The following is an 18316-nucleotide window of genomic DNA, read 5'->3' on the forward strand; positions in this document are numbered from 1 at the left end:
GGTGTCGGATTGCGGGGTGTCAGCCGCATGGATGCGGCTGCCAAGCCTACAAGGACGTACTTGCGGCGTCCCCGCAATCCGACACCGCCCCGCCTCCCACGGAATGCCAGCTGTTGCTGTTGCTTCGGCCTCTGCGGGTGCCGGGCGCCGCCCGGCCGAACCCCCGTTACCTCAACAGCTGCGCGGTCATGCCCAGCGGCCGTGCATGCTCATCCATGTGCAGGGTGATGGCCTTGGCACCGAACATCTGTTCGGCAAGCTGATCGCTGGCACCCAGCGAATGGGCGATCTCCGCACGACTTGCGTCCTCGTGCGGGCCGCGCCGTTCCTTGCCGGAGAAGCGGTAGCGGTTGTACTCGGCCCAGGCGATCAGCAGCAGCGCACAGCACGCCAGGATCACCGGCAGGGCGATGATCACGAACGGGTCCAGATGCTGCTTGCGCTCGTACAGCTGCAGCCACGCCAGCTGCCCACCGAGCAACCAGGACACCAGCGTGACCAGCGGTGCCCACAGGTAGAAGTAGAACCCCCAGAATGCCAGGGTCACAAAGCCCCAGGCAGTGCGTTGCAGGCGGGGCTGCTTGCGCGGCTTCTGGATCAGGCGCGAGTCGAAGCGGTTGGACGGCGTCCTGGCAGTCGTCTGGCGATGTGCGTTCATCGGATACCTCTGTCTGGGCTGACCCAGGTGGCTCGCTTGCCACGCCGCCGGAGAAGGGTCTTCGGCAGCGCCACCAGCGTGGTGAACAGGCTGATCAACCAGTACGCCATCGGGTACCAGATGACCCAGAAATAGTTGCGGCCGATATGCGTTTCGTAACGCCTGTCGATGATCAGGCTGCTGGCGAACTGCAGCAGGCAGACCAGGGCCAGGATCACGCCATGCCATTGCGGCAGCAACGTGTCGATGTACAGCGACGGCGGCATCGGGATGAACTTGCCCACTGCCCACAGCAGGATGATCACCAGCATGGTGTAGGCCCACAGCACGCTGAGGATGTATTCCAGCAGCACGCCCCACATCCGCCGCTTGCGCCAGCTGAACAACGAGGAGCCGTGGCGCAGCAGGACTTCCACGCCGCCCTGTGCCCAGCGCAGTCGCTGCCGCCACAGGCCCTTCAGCGTTTCCGGCATCAGGATGAAGCACAGCGCATTGGGCTCGTAACGGATGTCCCAATGATCCAGCTGCAGCCGCCAGCTGATGTCGATGTCCTCGGTGACCATGTCATCGGCCCAGTAGCCGATGCGATGCAGGGCGGTGCGACGGAACGCGGCAATGACGCCGGACACGGTGAAGATGCGGCCGTACACGCGTTGGGCGCGCTTGATCATGCCGATGATCGAGGAGAACTCCGCCACCTGCAGGCGGCCGAGCAGGGTGGAGCGGTTGCGGATGCGCGGGTTGCCGGTCACCGCACCCACGCGTGGGCCGCTGGTCAGGTGCCAGACCATCCAGTGCATGGCGAACTCTTCCAGCATGGCATCACCATCGATGCACACCAGGTACTCCGATCTCGCGGCCAGCGCGCCCATGCGCAACGCGTTGGCCTTGCCCAGGTTGCGGTCCAGGTGGACCACGCGCAGGCGCGGATGAAGCGCTGCAAGCGCGTCCAGGCGGGTGCCGGTGTCGTCGGTGCTGCCATCGTTGATGGCGATCACCTCAAAGTCCGGATAGCGCTGGGCCAATGCCGCGCCGAGGGTGTCGTCCAGGTTCGCCGATTCGTTGTGGCACGGGATCAGCAGGCTGGCGAACGGATACTCCGCCATCGGTGGTGGGTCGTTGCGCGGCCGCGACTTCCGCTCACGGCGGAAGAAGTAGTACAGGCCCCCGGACATCCAGAAGAACGCCATCACCATGGGGTAGAAGAAGGCGAACTGGAACATGGCGTTGAGCCACGGATTCATGTCCACGTCACTTCTCCGGGTACGGGAAGTTGCGCGCGGACATCGCCGCGCGTGCATCCTGGGTCGACGGCTTGTCGGCGATGAAATCGTCCGGGTACCACGCGAAATGGCGCACGCCCTGTGCCTGCAGGCGGCGGATCTGCGCGCGCAGCTGTTCGCCGCTGATCGGCCGCTGCGTGCGCCAGTCCACGGTCTGCAGCTCGAACATCGTGTGCTTCAGCTCGGGGTCGTGCGCACGCACGGCCACCACCAGCTTGTCCAGCCAACGCTGCGGGCGGCGGCTGCCTTCCATCCATGGCATCGCCATCAGCGCGGTGCGGTCGTAGGCCTTGTTGAACAGGTCCAGGCGCTGGGCGAACCACGCCGCGCTCTGCGGCTCCAGCACCGGCTGCGCGTACAGGTTGCGCACGGTGCCCAGCTTGGGGCGCCAGCGTTGTGCGCTGTCACGCAGTTCCAGGGTGAAATCAATCAGCGCCTGGGTGCGGCCGCCGTCGCTGCCTTCCTGCGGCAGCTGGGCCAGTTCGGTATCGCGCACGTAGCCGTCATCGTGGAACAGCAGGCCTTCGAAATACGAATTGATCGCCAGGTCTTCGTAGATGTCCTTGATGATCTGCCGTGCCTGCGGCTTGGTGAAATCCAGGCGGTACATGCCATCGCGTTCCGGGCTCTGGATGCCCAGCGCCGCACGCTGCGCGGCGTCGGGCAGTTCATAGCCCAGCACCGGCAACCACGCATACACCTTCACCCCGGCACGGGTTTTCAGCTGCCAGGCGACGCGGTTGAACAGGTCCGCGCGCATCGGCAGGTGGCGGTTCGGGAAGTACAGGGCATCGGCGGTGTTGTTGCCGTCCGGATCGGCGAAGGCCTGCAGGTAGACATGGGTCGGGCCGATCCGCTTCACCCGCTCGATCAGCGCATCCAGGTTGCGCGCCTGCTGTGCAGGGTCACTGTCGTAGACCGAGTCCATATCGATCTGCAGTGCACGGGTGCCGTCCAGATTGACGTTGCGGCGCAGCTCGAAGGCCAGCGAGGTGATGTTCGGATTGCTGGTCACCAGCAGGCGTGCCAGGCCATGCAGGTCGGCCGTCACCGGCGTGCTGCGACCTTCCAGGTCGAAGGACACCGGCATGCCCAGCTGCTCGGCGATGTCGTTGCTCAACTGGTTGTAGGCGGCATACGGCCAGACGATCGCTTTCGGGCGTACACCCAGTTCCTTCTCGATGCGCTGCACGCTGCGGCCGAGATCGTCGCGCAGGCGCTTCTCGTACTCCTGCGCGCTTTCATAGCGCTGCGCCTTGGGGTCGTAGATGCGGGTGATCACCGCCGGGGTCTGGTTGCCCTGTGGGTTGGACTGCACGCCGTGGTGCAGGTTGTCGGTATGGCTGGCTAGTTCGATCAGGCCGCTGGCCTGCATCTCGCGCAGCTGGTCCCAGGTCAGGAAGTCGTCATGGCCGAAGGGACGGTAGCCGTAGTCGATGGTGCGGCCCGGTGCCATGTCGACGTAGTCGGTGATCACCGCCACCAGCGCCGGATAGTTGTACGCGCGCAGCAGCGGATAGACGCGGCTGTACACGCTGCGCAGGCCGTCGTCGAAGGTCAGCAGCACCGGCCGCGGCGGCAGCGTTGCTTCACCGCGCGAGGCCTTGATCAGCTGTGACAGCGAGACCGGGTGATAGCCATGCGCGGACAGCCAGTCCAGGTGCGCGGCGAAGTTCTGCGTGCTGACCGCGTAGGCATCGCCGTCGGATTTTTCCAGCACATCATCGCGCACGTCGTGGTAGCTGAGGACCAGCAGGCCGTTGTCGGCCGCGTCCAGTTCCGCGGCCGAGCTGGCGCGCTGGGCTGCGGCAGGCAGGGCGAGGGCCAGCAGCGCCAGCAGCAGTACGGTCGTCAGGTTGCGAAGCATCCGTTCCATCTCATTCTCCCCAGCGCAGCGCGGCATCGAAGCCGAAATGTCGTTCACGTTGGCCGTCGTAGACCGGCCGCGACCAACTCACGCCGTACTCGAGGATCCGCCCTTGATCGAACTGCCATTCGTGGCGATAGGCCACGGTCGGAATGATTGAACTGCCAAAACCTTCCTGCCAGTAGTTGCCCACCGACACCGTCAGGCGATGGCGGAAGTGGCGCTCGTAATGGCGCCACAGCTGTTGGTCGATGCGCAGGCCCACTTCCACCGAGCGATCCCGCGAGGGGTTGAAGTAGGGCGCATCGTCGCGGCTGCCACGGCTGGTGTAGACGCTGCCCAGGCCATCGATCAACAGGCGCGGGCGGGTCAACAGCCGTTGTTCGATCGCACTGTTCAGCGTATCGCGGCGGTTGCCATCGTCGTAACGGAACTGGCTGCCACCGAAGCTCCAGTGGGTGCGCTCGTTGCGCGTGTAGTCCACTGCAACCGCAACGCTGTCGGCGGTGATGCCGGCCACGCGTGCCTGCATCGAGGCTTCCGGATCATTGCGGGCAGCGGTCACGCCGGCGTGCCAGCGATCATTGAACTGCCAGCCGAAGCCGCCGCGCAGGCCGGTGTCGCCGATGCTGTCGTTGGGGCGCATCACCGCTGCCTCGGCATCGAGGCGGTCGAAGCGGTAGCGCACGCCGGCGCCGATCCACAGCGGATCGATGTCCTGGTCCTGGAAGCTGACCGAACGGCGGTCGGCGAAGGCAAACAGGCGCCAGCGGTCGTTGAGAACCGGCGAGGCCACTTCCACGCCGTAGTGCAGGTCGTCGTTGCCCAGCGGCGAGGTGCCGCCACCGCCGGAACTGCGGCCACCCTCGACCTTGGCCAGCAGCTGCCAGCCGCGATGGGCGCGCCAGTCGCGGTCCATGCGTTGCACCGCCGGCTGGCTTGGATAGCGTGCCAGCAGGTCGTCATGCAGCGGCCGCGCCAGGTCGTCGCGTTGCAGCTGCACGTAGGATTCGTACATGCCCAGGCGCGGCGCGATGTCACGCGGGTCCAGGGTATAGGCCATCTGGTGGCGCTCAAGCGCCCGCCGTGGCCAGCCGCGCATCTGGTAGACGCTGCCCAGTGAAGTCTGCAGGCTGCCATTGCCCGGGCCGACCTCGACCAGGGCTTCCAGTTCGCGCTGGGCCGTGGGCAGGTCGCCGCTGTAGGCCCGCACCATCCCCAGGTTCAGGTCGGCCTCGTAACGCGCCCAGTTCTGGAAGGGGGTCTTGCCGCCGCCCCAGCGCCAGGCCGGTTCGTCCTTCTGCCAGGCCTGCAGGTAGCCCACCGCCTTCTCCGCCTGCTCGGTTTCCAGATAGGCATAGGCCAGCTCCGAGCGTGTCTCGAAGCGTGAGGGATCGTTCTTTGCGGCGGCCTCCAGCAAGGGAATGGCCTCCTCCGGGTTCTGCGTGGCCATCAGCGAGTCGCCTACGGCTGGCAGCACGTAATCGGGCAGGGCATGGCCTTCGCGCTGCAGCGCCCGCGCCTCGTCGCGCACCTGCGCGTGGCGGGCCAGGCGGTTGAGCAGGATCAGCCGGTCCATGCGGATACGCAGCGGCGCCTGCGCCTGCGCGGTGCCATCGCGCTCGACGTACTGCTCCATTTCCGCCAGCGAAGCCTCGGCCTCGACCAGCCGGGTGTCTTCGCTTTCCCCGTAGGCCAGGCTCCAGTTGACCAGCTTGGCCACGTAGTTGGCCTCCAGCCGCGCTTTCTGGTCCTGGTCGAACAGGTTGGGCCGGGCCTGGTAAAGCCGCCAGGCGCGATGGGCGTTGCCGATGTCGCCCAGGGTCAGGACCTGCAGCTTGTACAGCAGGTCGTCGTTGGGCTCGCGCAGCTGCGCCCGCTCGATCGCTGCCAGTGCATCGACCCAGCGTGCCTGGTCACGGTAGTGCCCGATCTCGGCGAGCCGGTCGGCGCGCGTGATGACGGTGGGCGGCGAGGCCGCGTGGGCCCAGCACGCCAGAGTGGCGCAGGCCAGGCCGACGCACAGCGCCAGCGGACGATGAACAACCATGAGACCCCCTAAGCATCCATTGCTGAACGATGTGCTCAAAAGTGTGACGCACATCACATGCCAACTATAGCTGACGCTCTGCCAAAGCGCCTACTTCCTATCCGTACCTTGTTGACGGAGAGTCCTTGGATGACCGGCCAGCCCTGTCGCAACGCGTTGTCGCGCATACACTTTTCTGCTGTCCACTGTGGAACGGCGCGGGGCAGCCCGGGGCCGCCCTGTGGGGGCGTACCACGCTGGCAGGGCCGGTTCTGGACACGAAACGGGTCAGCTTTGGACACGCTACGTCACCCGCTGCGGTGGCGGTGTGTAGATCGCGGTAGTGGGGTGTGTGGGTCCAGCTTCACGGCGGCGGGCGTCAGCCCGCCGGTCCGGTCACCACAGGTCTTCCAGCTTGCGCGGCTTGCAGGCCACCCACGAGGCGCACAGCATCAGCAGCGCGCAGCCGAACAGGAAGGCGAAGGGCAGGGTCCAGCCCTCGCTGACGGTATGCAGCCAGCCGACCAGGAACGGGCCCAGGCAGCTGAAGCTGTAGCCCACGCCCTGCATGAAGCCGGACAGGGCCGCCGAACCGGTGGGGGTGCGCGTGCGCAGATTGATCAGGGTCAGCGCCAGCGGGAACGTGGACGGCCCGACGCCCAGCAGGCAGGCCCACAGCAACGGCGCCTTCATCGGGGCGAACAGCAGGCCGGCGAAGGCGATGACGAAGGCGGAGAAGCCGATCAGCACCAGCGGGAAGGGATTCTGCAGGCGCACCGCCAGCGATGGGATCACCAGCGATGGCAGCAGGCCCAGTGCCGAAAACACCGCAACCATCACCCCGCCGAAGGCGGGCGTGGCGCCGGCTTCGACCACGATGCGCGGCAGCCAGGTGAACATCGAATAGGTCATCAGCGAGGTCATGCCGAACATCAGCGTCATGCTCCAGCCCAACGACGTACGCCAGACCTTGCCGTGCGGCTGCGCGGTGGGGTCGTTGCTGTCCAGTACCGGCCTGGGCGCACTGCGTGCCAGCAGCATCCATGGCAGGGTCGCAGCCAGTGCCAGCAGCGCCCACATGCCCAGCGACACCCGCCAGCCTGCGGCGTTGGCCACCGGCACCGCCAACAGTGCCGGCATCATCGTGCCCAGCTGCAGCACGCTGATGTACAGCGTGCTCATGGTGCCGACCTTGTTGGCGAAGTAGCGCTTCACCAACGGCGGCACCACCACGTTGCCGATGCCCATGCCCGCCAGTGCGATCACCGAGCCCAGCAGCAGGGTGCCGACATTGCCGGCGCTGGAGCGCAGCAGCAGGCCGGCGGCAGCCATCAGCATCGCCAGCAGGGTGGTGCGCTCAAGGCCCAGGCGTCGTGCCAGCGCCGGGGTGGCGACGCCGAACAGAGCGAACGACGCGGTCGGCAGCATGCCCAGTACGCCGGTCATGGTGGTGCCGAAGCCGAACTGCTGGCCCAGCACGTCCAGCAACGGGGTGATGGAGGTGACGGCGGTACGCAGGTTGACCGCCGCCAGCAGGATCGCGGCGAACGCCAGCACGCGCCCGTGCAGCAGTGATGGCGAAGGGGAGGTGGGCGAGGTCATGCGGTGTTCCTTGCAGGTGGCGCACGCCATGCAGAATGACGTGCAGCGCCCGCACCGGGCGCGGCCGGTGTGGCAGGTGGGGGAGTGGCGGCCATTGTACGTGGCCGGGCCGGGTCAGGTCCCCGGCGGCATCTGCTGATGGCGGCGTAGCCGGGTGTCCCGGATTCCAGGTACAAAAAAACCCGGAGGACACTGATGTCTTCCAGGCTTCTTGGTGACCACCGGAGTGGTCGGGGAGACAGGATTCGAACCTGCGACCTCTACGTCCCGAACGTAGCGCTCTACCAGACTGAGCTACACCCCGAAGGGAGCCGCCTATTCTAGCCATTTCCCCCGGTGGCGGCAAGGGGGAAGACCGTTCTGCTTCGCTGCCGTGGCAGCGACTCCTGCGGGAACAAAAAAGCCTGGAAGACTTCACCAGGCTTCAATGCGACCACCGAAGTGGTCGGGGAGACAGGATTCGAACCTGCGACCTCTACGTCCCGAACGTAGCGCTCTACCAGACTGAGCTACACCCCGAAGGAGCCGCCAAGAATACGGTGTGAAGGCCGTATCGGCAACCCTTTTTTTACAGTTTCAACGCACTTCCTTGTCGGCGCGGGCGCTTTCGCGCGCTTCGAACCACATCCCGTTGAGGATGGCCACGACCGAAGCCAGGCCGGCGCCGAGAATCCAAGCGAAATACCACATGGTCAATCTCCTGTGTGCGAGGGGTGTGCCGACCCTGGGCCGGCACACGGGCAATCAGTACGCGTTGGGGTTGTCGTCCATGTCCTCGACCGTCGTCTTGCCCTTCAGCACGCGGTACACCCACGTGGTGTAGGCGAGGATGATCGGCAGGAAGATGGCCGTGGCCAGCAGCATGACCCACAGCGTGAGGTGGCTGGACGAACTGTCCCAGACGGTCAGGCTGGAGGTGGGCTGGCTGGAGGACGGCAGCAGGAACGGGAAGATCGCAAAGCCGACGGTGAGGATGATGCCGGCAATGGACGCGCCCGAGGCGATGAAGGCCAGGCCGCCACGACGCGCGCGAAGCAGCACCGCGCTGGCAAGCGCACCCAGCAGGCCCAGCACCGGGAACACCAGCGTTGCCGGCATGCTGCTGTAGTTGCGCAGCCAGCCACCTGCGGCGGACCCCAGTTCGGCGGTCTTCAGCAGCGGATTGGTCGGCCCGTCGGTCACCACCTGCGAAGTGATCTGGTAGCCCGGCAGGCCGAAGGCCACCCAGGCGCCGGCAGCGGCGAACAGCACGAAGCTGATGATGGCGGCGATGCTGCCATAGCGCGCCGCACGTTCGGCCACCGGGCCGTCGGTCTTCAGCACCAGCATGGCCGCACCGTGCGACACCAGCATGGCCACGCTGATCAGGCCGGCGATGAGCGCGAACGGTGTCAGCAGGCCGAAGAACGAACCGGTGTAGGTCACGCGCAGGGTGTCATCGAAGTGGAACGGCACACCCAGCAGTACGTTGCCCACGGCGACGCCGGCAATCAGGCCCGGCAGCAGGCCACCGACGAACAGCACGCGGTCCCAGTTGTCGCGCCAGCGCTTGGACGGCAACTTGCTGCGGTACTTGAAGCCGACCGGGCGCAGGATCAGCCCGAACAGCATCGCAAACACCGCCAGGTAGAAGCCGGAGAAGCTGACCGCATACAGCGGCGGCCATGCGGCGAAGATCGCGCCGCCACCCAGCACCAACCAGACCTGGTTGCCTTCCCAGACCGGGCCGACGGTGTTGATCACCAGCCGGCGTTCTTCATCGGTCTTTGCCACGAACGGCAGCAGCGTGCCGACGCCAAGGTCGAAACCATCCATGACGGCCCAGCCGACCAGCAGGATGCCGAGCAGCAGCCACCAGATCACGCGGAGCGTGGTGTAATCAAGTGCAATGAATTCCATCTGGATTCTCCTGCCTCAGGCCTGGCCGGGGGCAACGGCATTGGGGGAAACAGGGCGGATGTCGGCCTGCAGCGTCGGCAGGATGTCGTCCGGGCCCTTGCGGACCGCCTTCAGCATCAGCTTGATTTCGATGATCAGCAGCACCGTGTACAGGCTGGTGAACACCGCCAGCGTGGTCAGGATTTCATGCAGTGCCAGGCCCGATGCCGCGTAGAAAGTGGGCAGCACGCCATCCACCGCCCACGGCTGGCGGCCGTACTCGGCCACGAACCAACCGCATTCGATCGCGATCCACGGCGCCGGCAGGCTCCACACCGCCAGCTTCAGGAACCAGCGCTTGTCCTGGAAGTTGTTGCGGCACGAGAAGTAGAAGGCCAGCGCGAAGAAGGCGATCAGGTAGAAGCCCAACCCGGCCATGATGCGGAAGGTCCAGAACAGCGGCGCCACGCGCGGTACGGTATCCATCGCGGCCTTGGAGATTTCCTCCGGCGTCGCGTTGAGGATGTCCTCGCGGTAACGCTTCAGCAGCAGGCCATGGCCGAGGTCCTGCCAATGGCGATCGAACATCTCGCGTGCTTCGAGATCGTTCTTGTCCTTCTTCACCCGTTCCAGCGCACCGTATGCGATCTGGCCACCGCGGATGCGGTGCTCCGCGCGCTCCACCAGTTCCAGGATGCCCGGAATCGGCTGGTCCAGCGAACGGGTGGCGATCAGGCCCATCAGGTACGGGATCTTGATCGCGTAGTCGTTGGTGTGGGTGTCCTGGTTGGGAATGCCGAAGGCGGTGAAGTCGGCCGGCGCACGCTCGGTCTCCCACATCGCTTCGATCGCCGCCAGCTTCATCTTCTGGTGCTCGCTGGCGGCATAGCCGCTCTCGTCACCCAGCACCACCACCGACAGCGAGGACAGCAGGCCGAAGGCTGCGGCGACCGCGAACGAACGGCGGGCCATGTCCCTGTGCTTGTTGCGCAGCAGGTACAGGGCGCTGATGGACATCACGAAGATCGCACCGGTCACGTAACCGGCACTGACGGTGTGCACGAACTTGGCCTGCGCCACCGGGTTCAGCAGCACCGCGGCGAAGTCCACCACTTCCATGCGCATGGTTTCGGGGTTGAACACCGCACCGGTCGGGTTCTGCATCCAGCCGTTGGCGATCAGGATCCACACCGCCGACAGGTTGGTGCCCAGCGCCATCAGCCAGGTCACGGTGAGGTGCTTGACCGGGCTCAGGCGCTTCCAGCCGAAGAAGAACAGGCCGATGAAGGTCGCTTCCAGGAAGAACGCCATCAGGCCTTCGATGGCCAGCGGCGCACCGAAGATGTCACCCACGTAGTGGCTGTAGTACGACCAGTTCATGCCGAACTGGAACTCCATCACCAGGCCGGTGGCCACGCCGATGGCGAAGTTGATGCCGAACAGGGTGCCCCAGAACAGGGTCATCTGCCGCCAGACCTGCTTGCGGGTCATGACGTACACGCTTTCCATGATGGCCACCATGAAGGACAGGCCAAGCGTGAGCGGTACGAATAGGAAGTGGTACATCGCGGTCAGAGCGAATTGCAGCCGCGACAGTTCTACGACTGTCTGATCAATCATGGCCTGGCTACCTCGTTGGATAGTGCCGTTGCAGGTGGCGGGAAGGGTGGTCTACGGGGTGAATGATGTGACCGACTACTTCAAACAGCCTTGATCCAGATCAATGTATGAACAGGTATTCAGGAGGATCGTATGCCAACCCGATGAAGACTGCGACCGCCGGCCGCAGGGGAAGGCTGTTGCCTGCGCCTACAATGCCGTCCATCCCCCTGCTGCCTGTGAAGAGCCTTGAGCGCTGCCGAACCGACCGCTGACGCCCCTGATCGGGATGAAGAATCGACCCACCTGCGGCGTGTGCGTACCGCCTGGCTGGCCGATCTGGCCCGTGCCGCGAAGGGGCGGCAGCGGCTGGCGTCGCTGTGCATCAGCGTGTCCGGTGCGCTGTTGATCGCTCAAGCTGCCGCCATCGCCTGGCTGGTGCAGCAGGTGCTGGTCGAGCGCGTGCCGCTGGCCCAGGGCCTGCCGGTGCTGGCCGCGTTGGCGGTGATCCTTGTCGTGCGCACCCTGCTGGGCAGTGCCACCCAGGCCGCGGCCGGTGACGTTGCCGATGCCGCACGCCTGTCCCTGCGCGAGCGTGTCTTCGCGCGTCTGCTCGGGCACGGCCCATTGTGGCTGCGGCAGCGCCGTACCGGTGAACTGGGCGAGTTGATGCTGCATCACGGCGATGCGATCGAGAATTACTACAGTGGTTTCCTGCCGGTGCGCACCGAAGTGGTGGTGGTGCCGTTGTTGATCCTGGCAGCTGTGGCCTGGGTCGATTGGGTGGTTGCACTGATCCTGCTGTTCACTGCACCGCTGGTGCCGTTTTTCATGATGCTGGTGGGCTGGGGCGCCGAAGCCGCCGGGCGCGCGCAGCTGGGCGAGCTGGCGCGGATGAGCGGGCACTTCGCCGATCGCATCAAGGGCCTGGGCCTGCTGCGCCTGTATGGCCGTGGGGAAGCCGAACTGGCCGGCATCGAGGCCGCGGCAGAAGGTGTGCGCGTGCGCACGATGAAGGTGCTGCGCATCGCCTTCCTGTCGTCCACCGTGCTGGAATTCTTTGCCTCGGTCAGCGTGGCGATGGTCGCCTTGTATCTGGGCCTGAGCTATCTGGGCCTGATGTCGCTGCATGCGACCGTGCCGACGCTGGGGGCGGGCCTGTTCTGCCTGCTGCTGGCACCGGAGTTCTACGCACCGTTGCGGCGCTTGGCCGCGCACTATCACGACCGCGCCAATGCACTGGCCGCCGCCGCCGAGGTGGAGCGCCTGCTGCAGGCGCTGCCGGAAGAGGAGGCCAGCACAATCGACGGCACTGTGCCGCTGACGCCGGAGCCTGCCGAGGCCGCGTTGCCGCCACTGCAGGCGCACGGTCTGGTATTGCGTCCGTTGGGCGCTGCGCACGATGTGCTGCAGAACCTGGACCTGCAGCTGGAACCGGGCCAGCGTCTGGCCCTGGTCGGCCCCAGTGGCAGCGGCAAGAGCACGTTGCTGGAAGCGCTGGCCGGTTGGCTGCCGCCGCGTGCGGGCCGGGTGCAGCTGCGGCCGGGGCTGCAGGTGGCCTATGCCAGCCAGCGTCCCTATCTGTTCCACGGCACCATCGCCGAGAACCTGCGCCTGGCCGATCCCGGTGCCAGCGACGCGCGCCTGCGCGCCGTTGCCGAAGCCGCCCAGGTGCTGCAGTTCGCACAGCGCCTGCCGCAGGGGCTGGATACGCTGATCGGCGAGCGCGGCTTTGGCCTGTCCGGTGGCGAAGCACGTCGCATCGGCCTGGCGCGCCTGCTGCTGCGCGATCCGCAGGTGCTGCTGCTGGACGAGCCGACCGCGTTTCTCGATGCCGAAACCGAAGCAGCGCTGCTGCGCAGCCTGGCCGCCTATGCGCGCGGACGCAGCGTGGTGGTGGCCACCCACAGCCCGGCGGTGATCGCCTGGGCCGACCGCTGCCTGCTGTTGCCCGAAGGACGCCTGGTTGAGCCGGCGCAGGCGGTACGCGCATGAGCCGCTCTGCCGATTCGCTGCGCACGGTATTCCTGCGTCATCGCCCGCGCCTGCTGCTGGCGGTGCTGCTGCTGTGGACCACGATGCTGGCCGGCACCGCCCTGTTGGGCCTGTCTGGTGGCTTCCTCACTGCTGCAGCGCTGGCCGGTGCAGCGGGCCTTGGCCAGGGCTTCAATTTCTTCACTCCGTCGGCCGGCATCCGCGGCCTGACCATGGCGCGCATCGCATCGCGCTACTTCGAAAAGCTGGTGGGGCATGACGCCACCCTGCGCATCGCCCGCGACCTGCGCGTATGGTTCTTCCGCCGCGCGCTGCCACTGGCCCCGGCACGGCTGGGTGCAACCCGCACCGGCGATCTGCTGGCGCGGCTGCTGGGTGACATCGGCGAAATCGATGGCCTGCTGGTGCGTGCCATCGGCCCGTTGCTGGCGCTGGGCGCGTTGACGTTGGTGGGCGTGGGCTCGGCAGCGTTGATCCTGCCATCGGCAGCGGTGCTGCTGGCGGTACTGGCGTTGCTGATCGGCATTGGCGTGCCGTGGCTGGGCGTGAGGGGCCATGACAGCGAAGAGGCCGACCGCGCCGCACATCGCGCAGCGTTGCGCACGGCGGCATTCGAGGGGCTGGAAGGGGCGGCTGATCTGGCCGCGCTCAACGCTGGCAATGCCTGGCAGTTGAAGGTGCGGGTGGCGGCCAAGCAGGTGGCCTCGCGCGATCGTCGTCGACGCCTGCGGCTGATCGCTGCATCAACGCTGCATGGTGTGCTGGCCGGGCTCGGCCTGGTGGCGATGCTGGCACTGGCGCTGCATGCGGCCGAACAACAGCGCATCGCGCCGGAAATGGCCGCCGGGCTGGTGTTCCTGACCGTTGCGATGATCGAACTGTGGGCGGGCATGGGCCTGGCCTGGCAGTCGCTGCAATCGGGCCGCATTGCGGCCGCGCGCCTGCAGGGCATCGTCGAGCAGGCACCTTCGGTGCAGGAGCCGGTGTCGCCGCAGCCGCTGGCGCCGGCGGCGACCGTGCATTGGGACGATGTGCACTTCCAGTGGCCGGGCGCCGCACGGCCGGTGCTGCGTGGCCTGCAGCTGACGCTGGCACCGGGCGAGCGCATCGCCATCCGTGGCGACAGCGGCAGCGGCAAGACCACCTTGTCGAGCCTGCTGCTGCGGCTGTGGGATCCGCAGCAGGGGCGGCTGACCTACGGTGGCCAGGACCTGCGCGATGTCGCCCAGGCCGACTGGCACCGGCACCTTGCGTGGCTGCCGCAGAACGCGCCGGTGTTTGCCGGCAGCGTGGCCGCGAACCTGCGGCTGGGCGATCCCGAGGCCAGCGACGAAGCGTTGTGGGCGGTGCTGCAACGGGTACGGCTGGGTGAATGGGCCGAGCGCAACGGCGGCCTGCAGGCGTGGGTGGGCGAGAACGGTGCAACGATGTCGGCCGGCCAGGCGCGTCGCCTGGCGCTGGCCCGTGCGCTGCTGCGCAATGCGCCGATCCTGCTGGTGGATGAGCCCACCGAAGGCCTGGACGTGGATACCGCGCGCGCGCTGCTGCAGGACCTGCCAGCACTGCTGGAAGGGCGCAGCCTGCTGATGATCACCCACGATGACCTGCCCGCGGGTGTGGTGGATGTGCAGTACCGGTTGGTGGACGGGGTGCTGGTCCGCGAACCGCTTCGGTAGATGCCGACCTTGGTCGGCATATCCACGCGTGGCGTGGATCTACAGGGCAGCTACCGCGAAAACGCGCGCAGCATCACCGCGATCGAGGCCACGTTGGCCAGCACGCATAACCAGAACACCCACTGGAACGGCGCCTTGCGATGTTTATGGCGGAACAGCGCCTGGCCGAGCAGCGCGCCGGGCCAGCCGCCGGCAAAGGCCAGCAGCTGCAGCGTGCGTTCGGGCGTCCTCTGCTGTTTTCGCTGCGCGGCGCGCTTGTCGTGCCCATACAGGCCGAACGACACCGCACTGGCCAGCACGCACCATGCGCCCAGCCAGAGCGGAAACACGCCGGTTGCGGTCAAGCCGATCAACGCACCGAACGCGGCCAGTGCGAAATTGCGCCGCCACGCCACTACAGTTCGTCGAGGAAGCCGCGCACGGCCGGGCCGAAACGTTCGAAGTCGACCAGGAACGCGTCATGACCCTGGGGCGATTCCAGGCCGATGAAACGCGCGTCCGCGCCACCAGCGCGCAGGCCATCGGCGACCTGTTGCTGCTGCTGTACAGGGAACAGGATGTCGGTGTTGGCGCCGATCGCCAGTGCCTTGCCGACGCGGATGCTGGCCAGTCCGGCCAGCACATCGCCATCGCCATACTCGGCCAGATCGAACCAGTCCATCGAGCGGCTCAGGTACAGATAGCAGTTGGGGTCGAAGAAGCGCACGAACCGGCGTGCATGGCCTTCCAGATAGCTCTCGACCTGGAATTCCAGGCCGAATGGATCATCGTCGGTCTGGTCTGAATCCAGCCGCACGCGACCGAAGCGGCCATCCCATTCCAGCGCCGAGCGGTAGGTGATCACGCCCAGCTTGCGTGCCATGCGCATGCCCGATTCCGGGTACGCCTCATCGTCGTAGTGGCCACCGTTCCAGCGCGGGTCCAAGCGGATCGCTTCGCGCTGCAGCGAACGGATGGCGATCGAGAACGGCAGGGCCTGCGCGCTGCCGGAAATGTTGATATGGCTGCGGGCGATGCCCGGGTGCAGCAGCAACACCGCCAGCGCCGTCATCCCGCCCATCGAATTGCCGATCACGCAGGCGAGTTGTCCGATGCCCAGTGCGCGCACCACGTCGATCGCCGCGCGTGCGCCGTCTTCGATGGACAGTTCCGGGAAATCCAGGCGATACAGCTCGCCGTTGGCCGGATTGATCGAGGCCGGGCCGGTGGAACCCTTGCAGCTGCCCAGCGAGTTCACGCAGACCACGAACCAGCGGTCGGTATCGATCGGTTTGCCGGGGCCGAGCATGGCCTCCCACCAGCCTGGCGCAGGGTTGGCTTCGTTGGCCGCGGCATGCGCATCCGGCGACAGGCCGGTGACGATCAGGATCGCGTTGCTGGCCTCTTCGTCCAGCGCGCCCCAGGTCTCGTAGGCCACGTGCGCGCCGTGCAGGACACCGCCGCGTTTGCACGGAAAGGGCGAGGGCAGGGCATGGAAGCGGGTGCCCGGAGGAATGAATTCGGTCATGCGGCCATTCTAGCGGGGCGGCGTGTACAGCTGGCGACACGCTGGTTTCCGTCAACGGGCTGAGCGTGAATCCGCCGGGCATGGCCCGGCGCTACCGGTGGTGCGCGTGGATAGCGCCGGGCCATGCCCGGCGAGCGCAGCGGCGCGTGTACGTTACGGGAACTGCAGCTCAACCACACCGTCATGCGGCAGGCTGACCTTGACCGGCGTGGTCTGCAGGTCGTCTTCGCTGCGGTTGGCGCTGCCGCTGCGCGAAATACGCGCCAGTACTTCCACTTCGCGATGTGCCGACAACGGTGCCGTCGGCATCGGGCTGTCGCCGTCGCCGAGGCCGACCGTTGCAGGAAAGCCGGCCAGGGGCAGCTTGCGTGCAGCCACCGGCATCGGCGGGCCGCCCACAGCGCGTGCCAGCACGAAGACCTGGGTGCTGGCCGGCCAGTCACCCGCCTTCAACGATGCGGGCAGCTGCACCCGTACCTGCAGCAGCGCGGGGGCGGCGGCCGGTGCGTGCGACGGCTGGCCGGCCGCCTCGCGGGCGATGGCGATCTGCGCCTGCAGCGCCTGCGCGGCACCCGGCTCCAGGCGTGGCAGCAGCGTGCTCCAGAGTTCGGCGGCCTCGGCATTGCGGCCCCGCTGGCGCAGGGCAATGCCAAGCAGCCAGCTTGCGCGTTCGGCGTCGGGCGACAAGGTACGTGCGCGCTGCAGCCATGCCAGCGCGGTGTCATCGAACTGCTTGCCAGGATCGGCCTGGGCGCGTGCCTGCGCGGCCTCGACCAGCACGCCCGGTTCGTCCGGTGCCAGTGCTGCGGCGCGGTTGAAGGCGTCGGCCGCGGCGGCGGCATTGCCAAGCTCGGCCTGCGAACGACCCAGCAGCGCCCAGCCATCGGCGCGTTGCGGGTCACGCTGCAGCGCCTGCTGCAGCGCCTCTACACCGTCACGCAACGTGGCGACCGAAGGCGCGGGCTGCACCTGTGCGGCGCGGGGATTGCCGACCAGCAGGTACAGGCAGGCACCGGCCACGCCCAGTGCCACCACCCCCAGCACGAAGCTGCGACGGCCATGCTGGCGCAGCGGCCACAGCACCACGGCCGCCAACAGCGCAGCGGCCACTGCGGCGACCATCGGCAACCAGTGCGTCACCAGTCCTCTCCCTCGGTTGGGTCCGCTGCAGCGGATGCATTCATCTGCCGACTACGGCGACGGACGATGCCCATCACCACCAGCGCGCCGCCACCCAGTACCAGCAGCGGGCCGCCCCACAGCAGCCAGGTGCCCGGTTGCAGTGGCGGTTGATAGAGCACGAACTCGCCATAGCGGGCGACCAGGAACTGCTTGATGGCCGCATCGTCGAGGCCCTGCTGCATCAACTGCAGCACTTCGCGCCGCAGGTCCTGCGCGATCTGCGCGTTGGAATCGGCCAGTGACTGGTTCTGGCACTGCACGCAGCGCAACTGCGCAGCCAGGTCGTGGAAGCGCGTCTCCTCGGCTGCATCGCGGAACATCAGCGGCCGCGCATCATGCACCGGTTGTTGGGCGAGGCCGGAGTTTGGCAGCGCCAGGGTCATCGCCAGCAGCAGCGGCAGCAGCCAGCGCATGCGCTTACGGCGAGGCGTGCAGGGTATTGCCAGCATCGCCCTGGGCCTTTTCAAGCTTTTCCAGCGCCGGAATCAACTTCTCATCGACCACCTGCTGGGTCATCGCGCCGCTGTACTTCCAGCGCACGATGCCACTGCCATCGACCAGGAAGGTCTCCGGTGCTGCCGTCACACCCCAGTCGATGGCGGTGCGGCCTTCGATGTCGCTCAACACGACCATGAACGGGTTGCCCAGCTGTTCCAGCCAGTGCAGCGCGTCGGTCGGTTCATCCTTCCAGTTGTAGCCGATCACGCGTACGCGCTTGCTCTCGGCGAAGCGGGTCAGCACCGGATGTTCTTCACGGCAGGCCGCGCACCAGCTGCCCCAGACGTTGAGCAGGTACGGCGCGCCACGCAGCTCCTCGCTGCGCACGATCATCTGCGGGTCATGCAGCACCGGCAGCGCGAACGCCGGCGCCGGCTTGTCGATCAATGCCGAGGGCAGCACGTCGCGCTGCGGATCGCCCGATTTCATCACCCCGTAGATCATCAGGCCAAGCAGGCCGAAGAAGAACAGGACGCCGATCACGATGGCTACCGGCGGCAGCGGGCGGGAAGGGCGTGGGGCGGGTGACTCGGACATGGGGG

15 protein-coding genes and 2 tRNA genes are annotated in these 18316 nt (G+C 66.9%); 2 read left to right on the plus strand and 15 right to left on the minus strand.

Annotation, left to right across the window (positions count from 1 at the left end):
* Positions 1–166 precede the first annotated feature (166 nt).
* The 10 genes from pgaD to ABIA73_RS18555 form a co-directional block, all read right to left on the minus strand.
* Positions 167–658, minus strand: coding sequence for a poly-beta-1,6-N-acetyl-D-glucosamine biosynthesis protein PgaD (pgaD, locus tag ABIA73_RS18510; RefSeq protein ID WP_025876441.1), 492 nt, complete (start codon positions 656–658; stop codon positions 167–169).
* A complete protein-coding gene (pgaC, locus tag ABIA73_RS18515; RefSeq protein WP_189914630.1) occupies positions 655–1902 on the minus strand; it encodes a poly-beta-1,6-N-acetyl-D-glucosamine synthase in 1248 nt (415 codons plus the stop codon). The genes pgaD and pgaC overlap by 4 nt, the downstream gene beginning before the upstream one ends.
* A 7-nt stretch (positions 1903–1909) precedes the next feature.
* The gene (gene pgaB / locus ABIA73_RS18520) at positions 1910–3817 is read right to left on the minus strand and encodes a poly-beta-1,6-N-acetyl-D-glucosamine N-deacetylase PgaB (protein WP_025876446.1); all 1908 of its coding nucleotides are present in this window, start codon (positions 3815–3817) and stop codon (positions 1910–1912) included.
* Between the two features lies 1 nt (position 3818).
* The gene (gene pgaA / locus ABIA73_RS18525; protein ID WP_354276145.1) at positions 3819–5858 is read right to left on the minus strand and encodes a poly-beta-1,6 N-acetyl-D-glucosamine export porin PgaA; all 2040 of its coding nucleotides are present in this window, start codon (positions 5856–5858) and stop codon (positions 3819–3821) included.
* A gap of 375 nt (positions 5859–6233) precedes the next feature.
* Positions 6234–7439 carry a CynX/NimT family MFS transporter gene (locus tag ABIA73_RS18530; RefSeq protein ID WP_088101727.1) on the minus strand — a complete coding sequence of 402 codons (1206 nt, stop codon included), beginning with the start codon at positions 7437–7439 and terminating at the stop codon, positions 6234–6236.
* Between the two features lie 227 nt (positions 7440–7666).
* A tRNA-Pro gene (locus tag ABIA73_RS18535) sits at positions 7667–7743 on the minus strand.
* A 138-nt stretch (positions 7744–7881) separates the two neighbouring features.
* A tRNA-Pro gene (locus tag ABIA73_RS18540) sits at positions 7882–7958 on the minus strand.
* Positions 7959–8015: 57 nt separating this feature from the next.
* On the minus strand, positions 8016–8129 hold the full coding sequence (gene cydX / locus ABIA73_RS18545; RefSeq protein ID WP_025876452.1) for a cytochrome bd-I oxidase subunit CydX: 114 nt from the start codon (positions 8127–8129) through the stop codon (positions 8016–8018).
* A gap of 54 nt (positions 8130–8183) precedes the next feature.
* Positions 8184–9338 carry a cytochrome d ubiquinol oxidase subunit II gene (gene cydB / locus ABIA73_RS18550; RefSeq protein ID WP_025876453.1) on the minus strand — a complete coding sequence of 385 codons (1155 nt, stop codon included), beginning with the start codon at positions 9336–9338 and terminating at the stop codon, positions 8184–8186.
* A gap of 15 nt (positions 9339–9353) precedes the next feature.
* Positions 9354–10937 carry a cytochrome ubiquinol oxidase subunit I gene (locus ABIA73_RS18555; protein WP_025876455.1) on the minus strand — a complete coding sequence of 528 codons (1584 nt, stop codon included), beginning with the start codon at positions 10935–10937 and terminating at the stop codon, positions 9354–9356.
* A gap of 228 nt (positions 10938–11165) precedes the next feature.
* Between ABIA73_RS18555 and cydD the strand changes: the two genes are divergently transcribed.
* On the plus strand, positions 11166–12911 hold the full coding sequence (gene cydD / locus ABIA73_RS18560) for a thiol reductant ABC exporter subunit CydD (RefSeq protein WP_354276146.1): 1746 nt from the start codon (positions 11166–11168) through the stop codon (positions 12909–12911).
* Positions 12908–14587, plus strand: coding sequence for a thiol reductant ABC exporter subunit CydC (cydC, locus tag ABIA73_RS18565; protein WP_032978757.1), 1680 nt, complete (start codon positions 12908–12910; stop codon positions 14585–14587). Before cydD ends, cydC begins: the two co-directional genes overlap by 4 nt.
* 50 nt (positions 14588–14637) lie before the next feature.
* Here cydC and ABIA73_RS18570 read toward each other — a convergent pair whose 3' ends face one another.
* The 5 genes from ABIA73_RS18570 to ABIA73_RS18590 all read right to left on the minus strand — a co-directional run bounded on the left by ABIA73_RS18570 (position 14638) and on the right by ABIA73_RS18590 (position 18311).
* Positions 14638–14982, minus strand: a complete 345-nt coding sequence (locus tag ABIA73_RS18570) for a DUF1294 domain-containing protein (RefSeq protein WP_059064663.1) — start codon at positions 14980–14982, stop codon at positions 14638–14640.
* Positions 14982–16094 carry a homoserine O-acetyltransferase MetX gene (gene metX / locus ABIA73_RS18575; RefSeq protein WP_032978763.1) on the minus strand — a complete coding sequence of 371 codons (1113 nt, stop codon included), beginning with the start codon at positions 16092–16094 and terminating at the stop codon, positions 14982–14984. The genes ABIA73_RS18570 and metX overlap by 1 nt, the downstream gene beginning before the upstream one ends.
* A 153-nt stretch (positions 16095–16247) precedes the next feature.
* Positions 16248–17237, minus strand: coding sequence for a tetratricopeptide repeat protein (locus ABIA73_RS18580; protein WP_025876465.1), 990 nt, complete (start codon positions 17235–17237; stop codon positions 16248–16250).
* Complete coding sequence (locus ABIA73_RS18585) at positions 17231–17689, minus strand: cytochrome c-type biogenesis protein (protein ID WP_428701884.1); 459 nt, start codon at positions 17687–17689, stop codon at positions 17231–17233. Before ABIA73_RS18585 ends, ABIA73_RS18580 begins: the two co-directional genes overlap by 7 nt.
* Before the next feature lie 4 nt (positions 17690–17693).
* Positions 17694–18311 carry a DsbE family thiol:disulfide interchange protein gene (locus ABIA73_RS18590; RefSeq protein WP_025876469.1) on the minus strand — a complete coding sequence of 206 codons (618 nt, stop codon included), beginning with the start codon at positions 18309–18311 and terminating at the stop codon, positions 17694–17696.
* Positions 18312–18316: the final 5 nt, after the last annotated feature.

It is taken from the genome of Stenotrophomonas sp. 2694, from assembly GCF_040548715.1.
Taxonomy (GTDB): domain Bacteria; phylum Pseudomonadota; class Gammaproteobacteria; order Xanthomonadales; family Xanthomonadaceae; genus Stenotrophomonas; species Stenotrophomonas indicatrix.

What these genes read in the sequence shown, in the direction of transcription:
- pgaB (WP_025876446.1), bottom strand. Translation starts at nt 3,817, where the DNA reads ATGGAACGGATGCTTCGCAACCTGACGACCGTACTGCTGCTGGCGCTG.
- ABIA73_RS18555 (WP_025876455.1), bottom strand. Translation starts at nt 10,937, where the DNA reads ATGATTGATCAGACAGTCGTAGAACTGTCGCGGCTGCAATTCGCTCTG.
- cydB (WP_025876453.1), bottom strand. Translation starts at nt 9,338, where the DNA reads ATGGAATTCATTGCACTTGATTACACCACGCTCCGCGTGATCTGGTGG.
- metX (WP_032978763.1), bottom strand. Translation starts at nt 16,094, where the DNA reads ATGACCGAATTCATTCCTCCGGGCACCCGCTTCCATGCCCTGCCCTCG.
- cydC (WP_032978757.1), top strand. Translation starts at nt 12,908, where the DNA reads ATGAGCCGCTCTGCCGATTCGCTGCGCACGGTATTCCTGCGTCATCGC.
- ABIA73_RS18585 (WP_428701884.1), bottom strand. Translation starts at nt 17,689, where the DNA reads ATGCGCTGGCTGCTGCCGCTGCTGCTGGCGATGACCCTGGCGCTGCCA.
- ABIA73_RS18530 (WP_088101727.1), bottom strand. Translation starts at nt 7,439, where the DNA reads ATGACCTCGCCCACCTCCCCTTCGCCATCACTGCTGCACGGGCGCGTG.
- cydX (WP_025876452.1), bottom strand. Translation starts at nt 8,129, where the DNA reads ATGTGGTATTTCGCTTGGATTCTCGGCGCCGGCCTGGCTTCGGTCGTG.
- pgaA (WP_354276145.1), bottom strand. Translation starts at nt 5,858, where the DNA reads ATGGTTGTTCATCGTCCGCTGGCGCTGTGCGTCGGCCTGGCCTGCGCC.
- pgaC (WP_189914630.1), bottom strand. Translation starts at nt 1,902, where the DNA reads ATGAATCCGTGGCTCAACGCCATGTTCCAGTTCGCCTTCTTCTACCCC.
- ABIA73_RS18590 (WP_025876469.1), bottom strand. Translation starts at nt 18,311, where the DNA reads ATGTCCGAGTCACCCGCCCCACGCCCTTCCCGCCCGCTGCCGCCGGTA.
- pgaD (WP_025876441.1), bottom strand. Translation starts at nt 658, where the DNA reads ATGAACGCACATCGCCAGACGACTGCCAGGACGCCGTCCAACCGCTTC.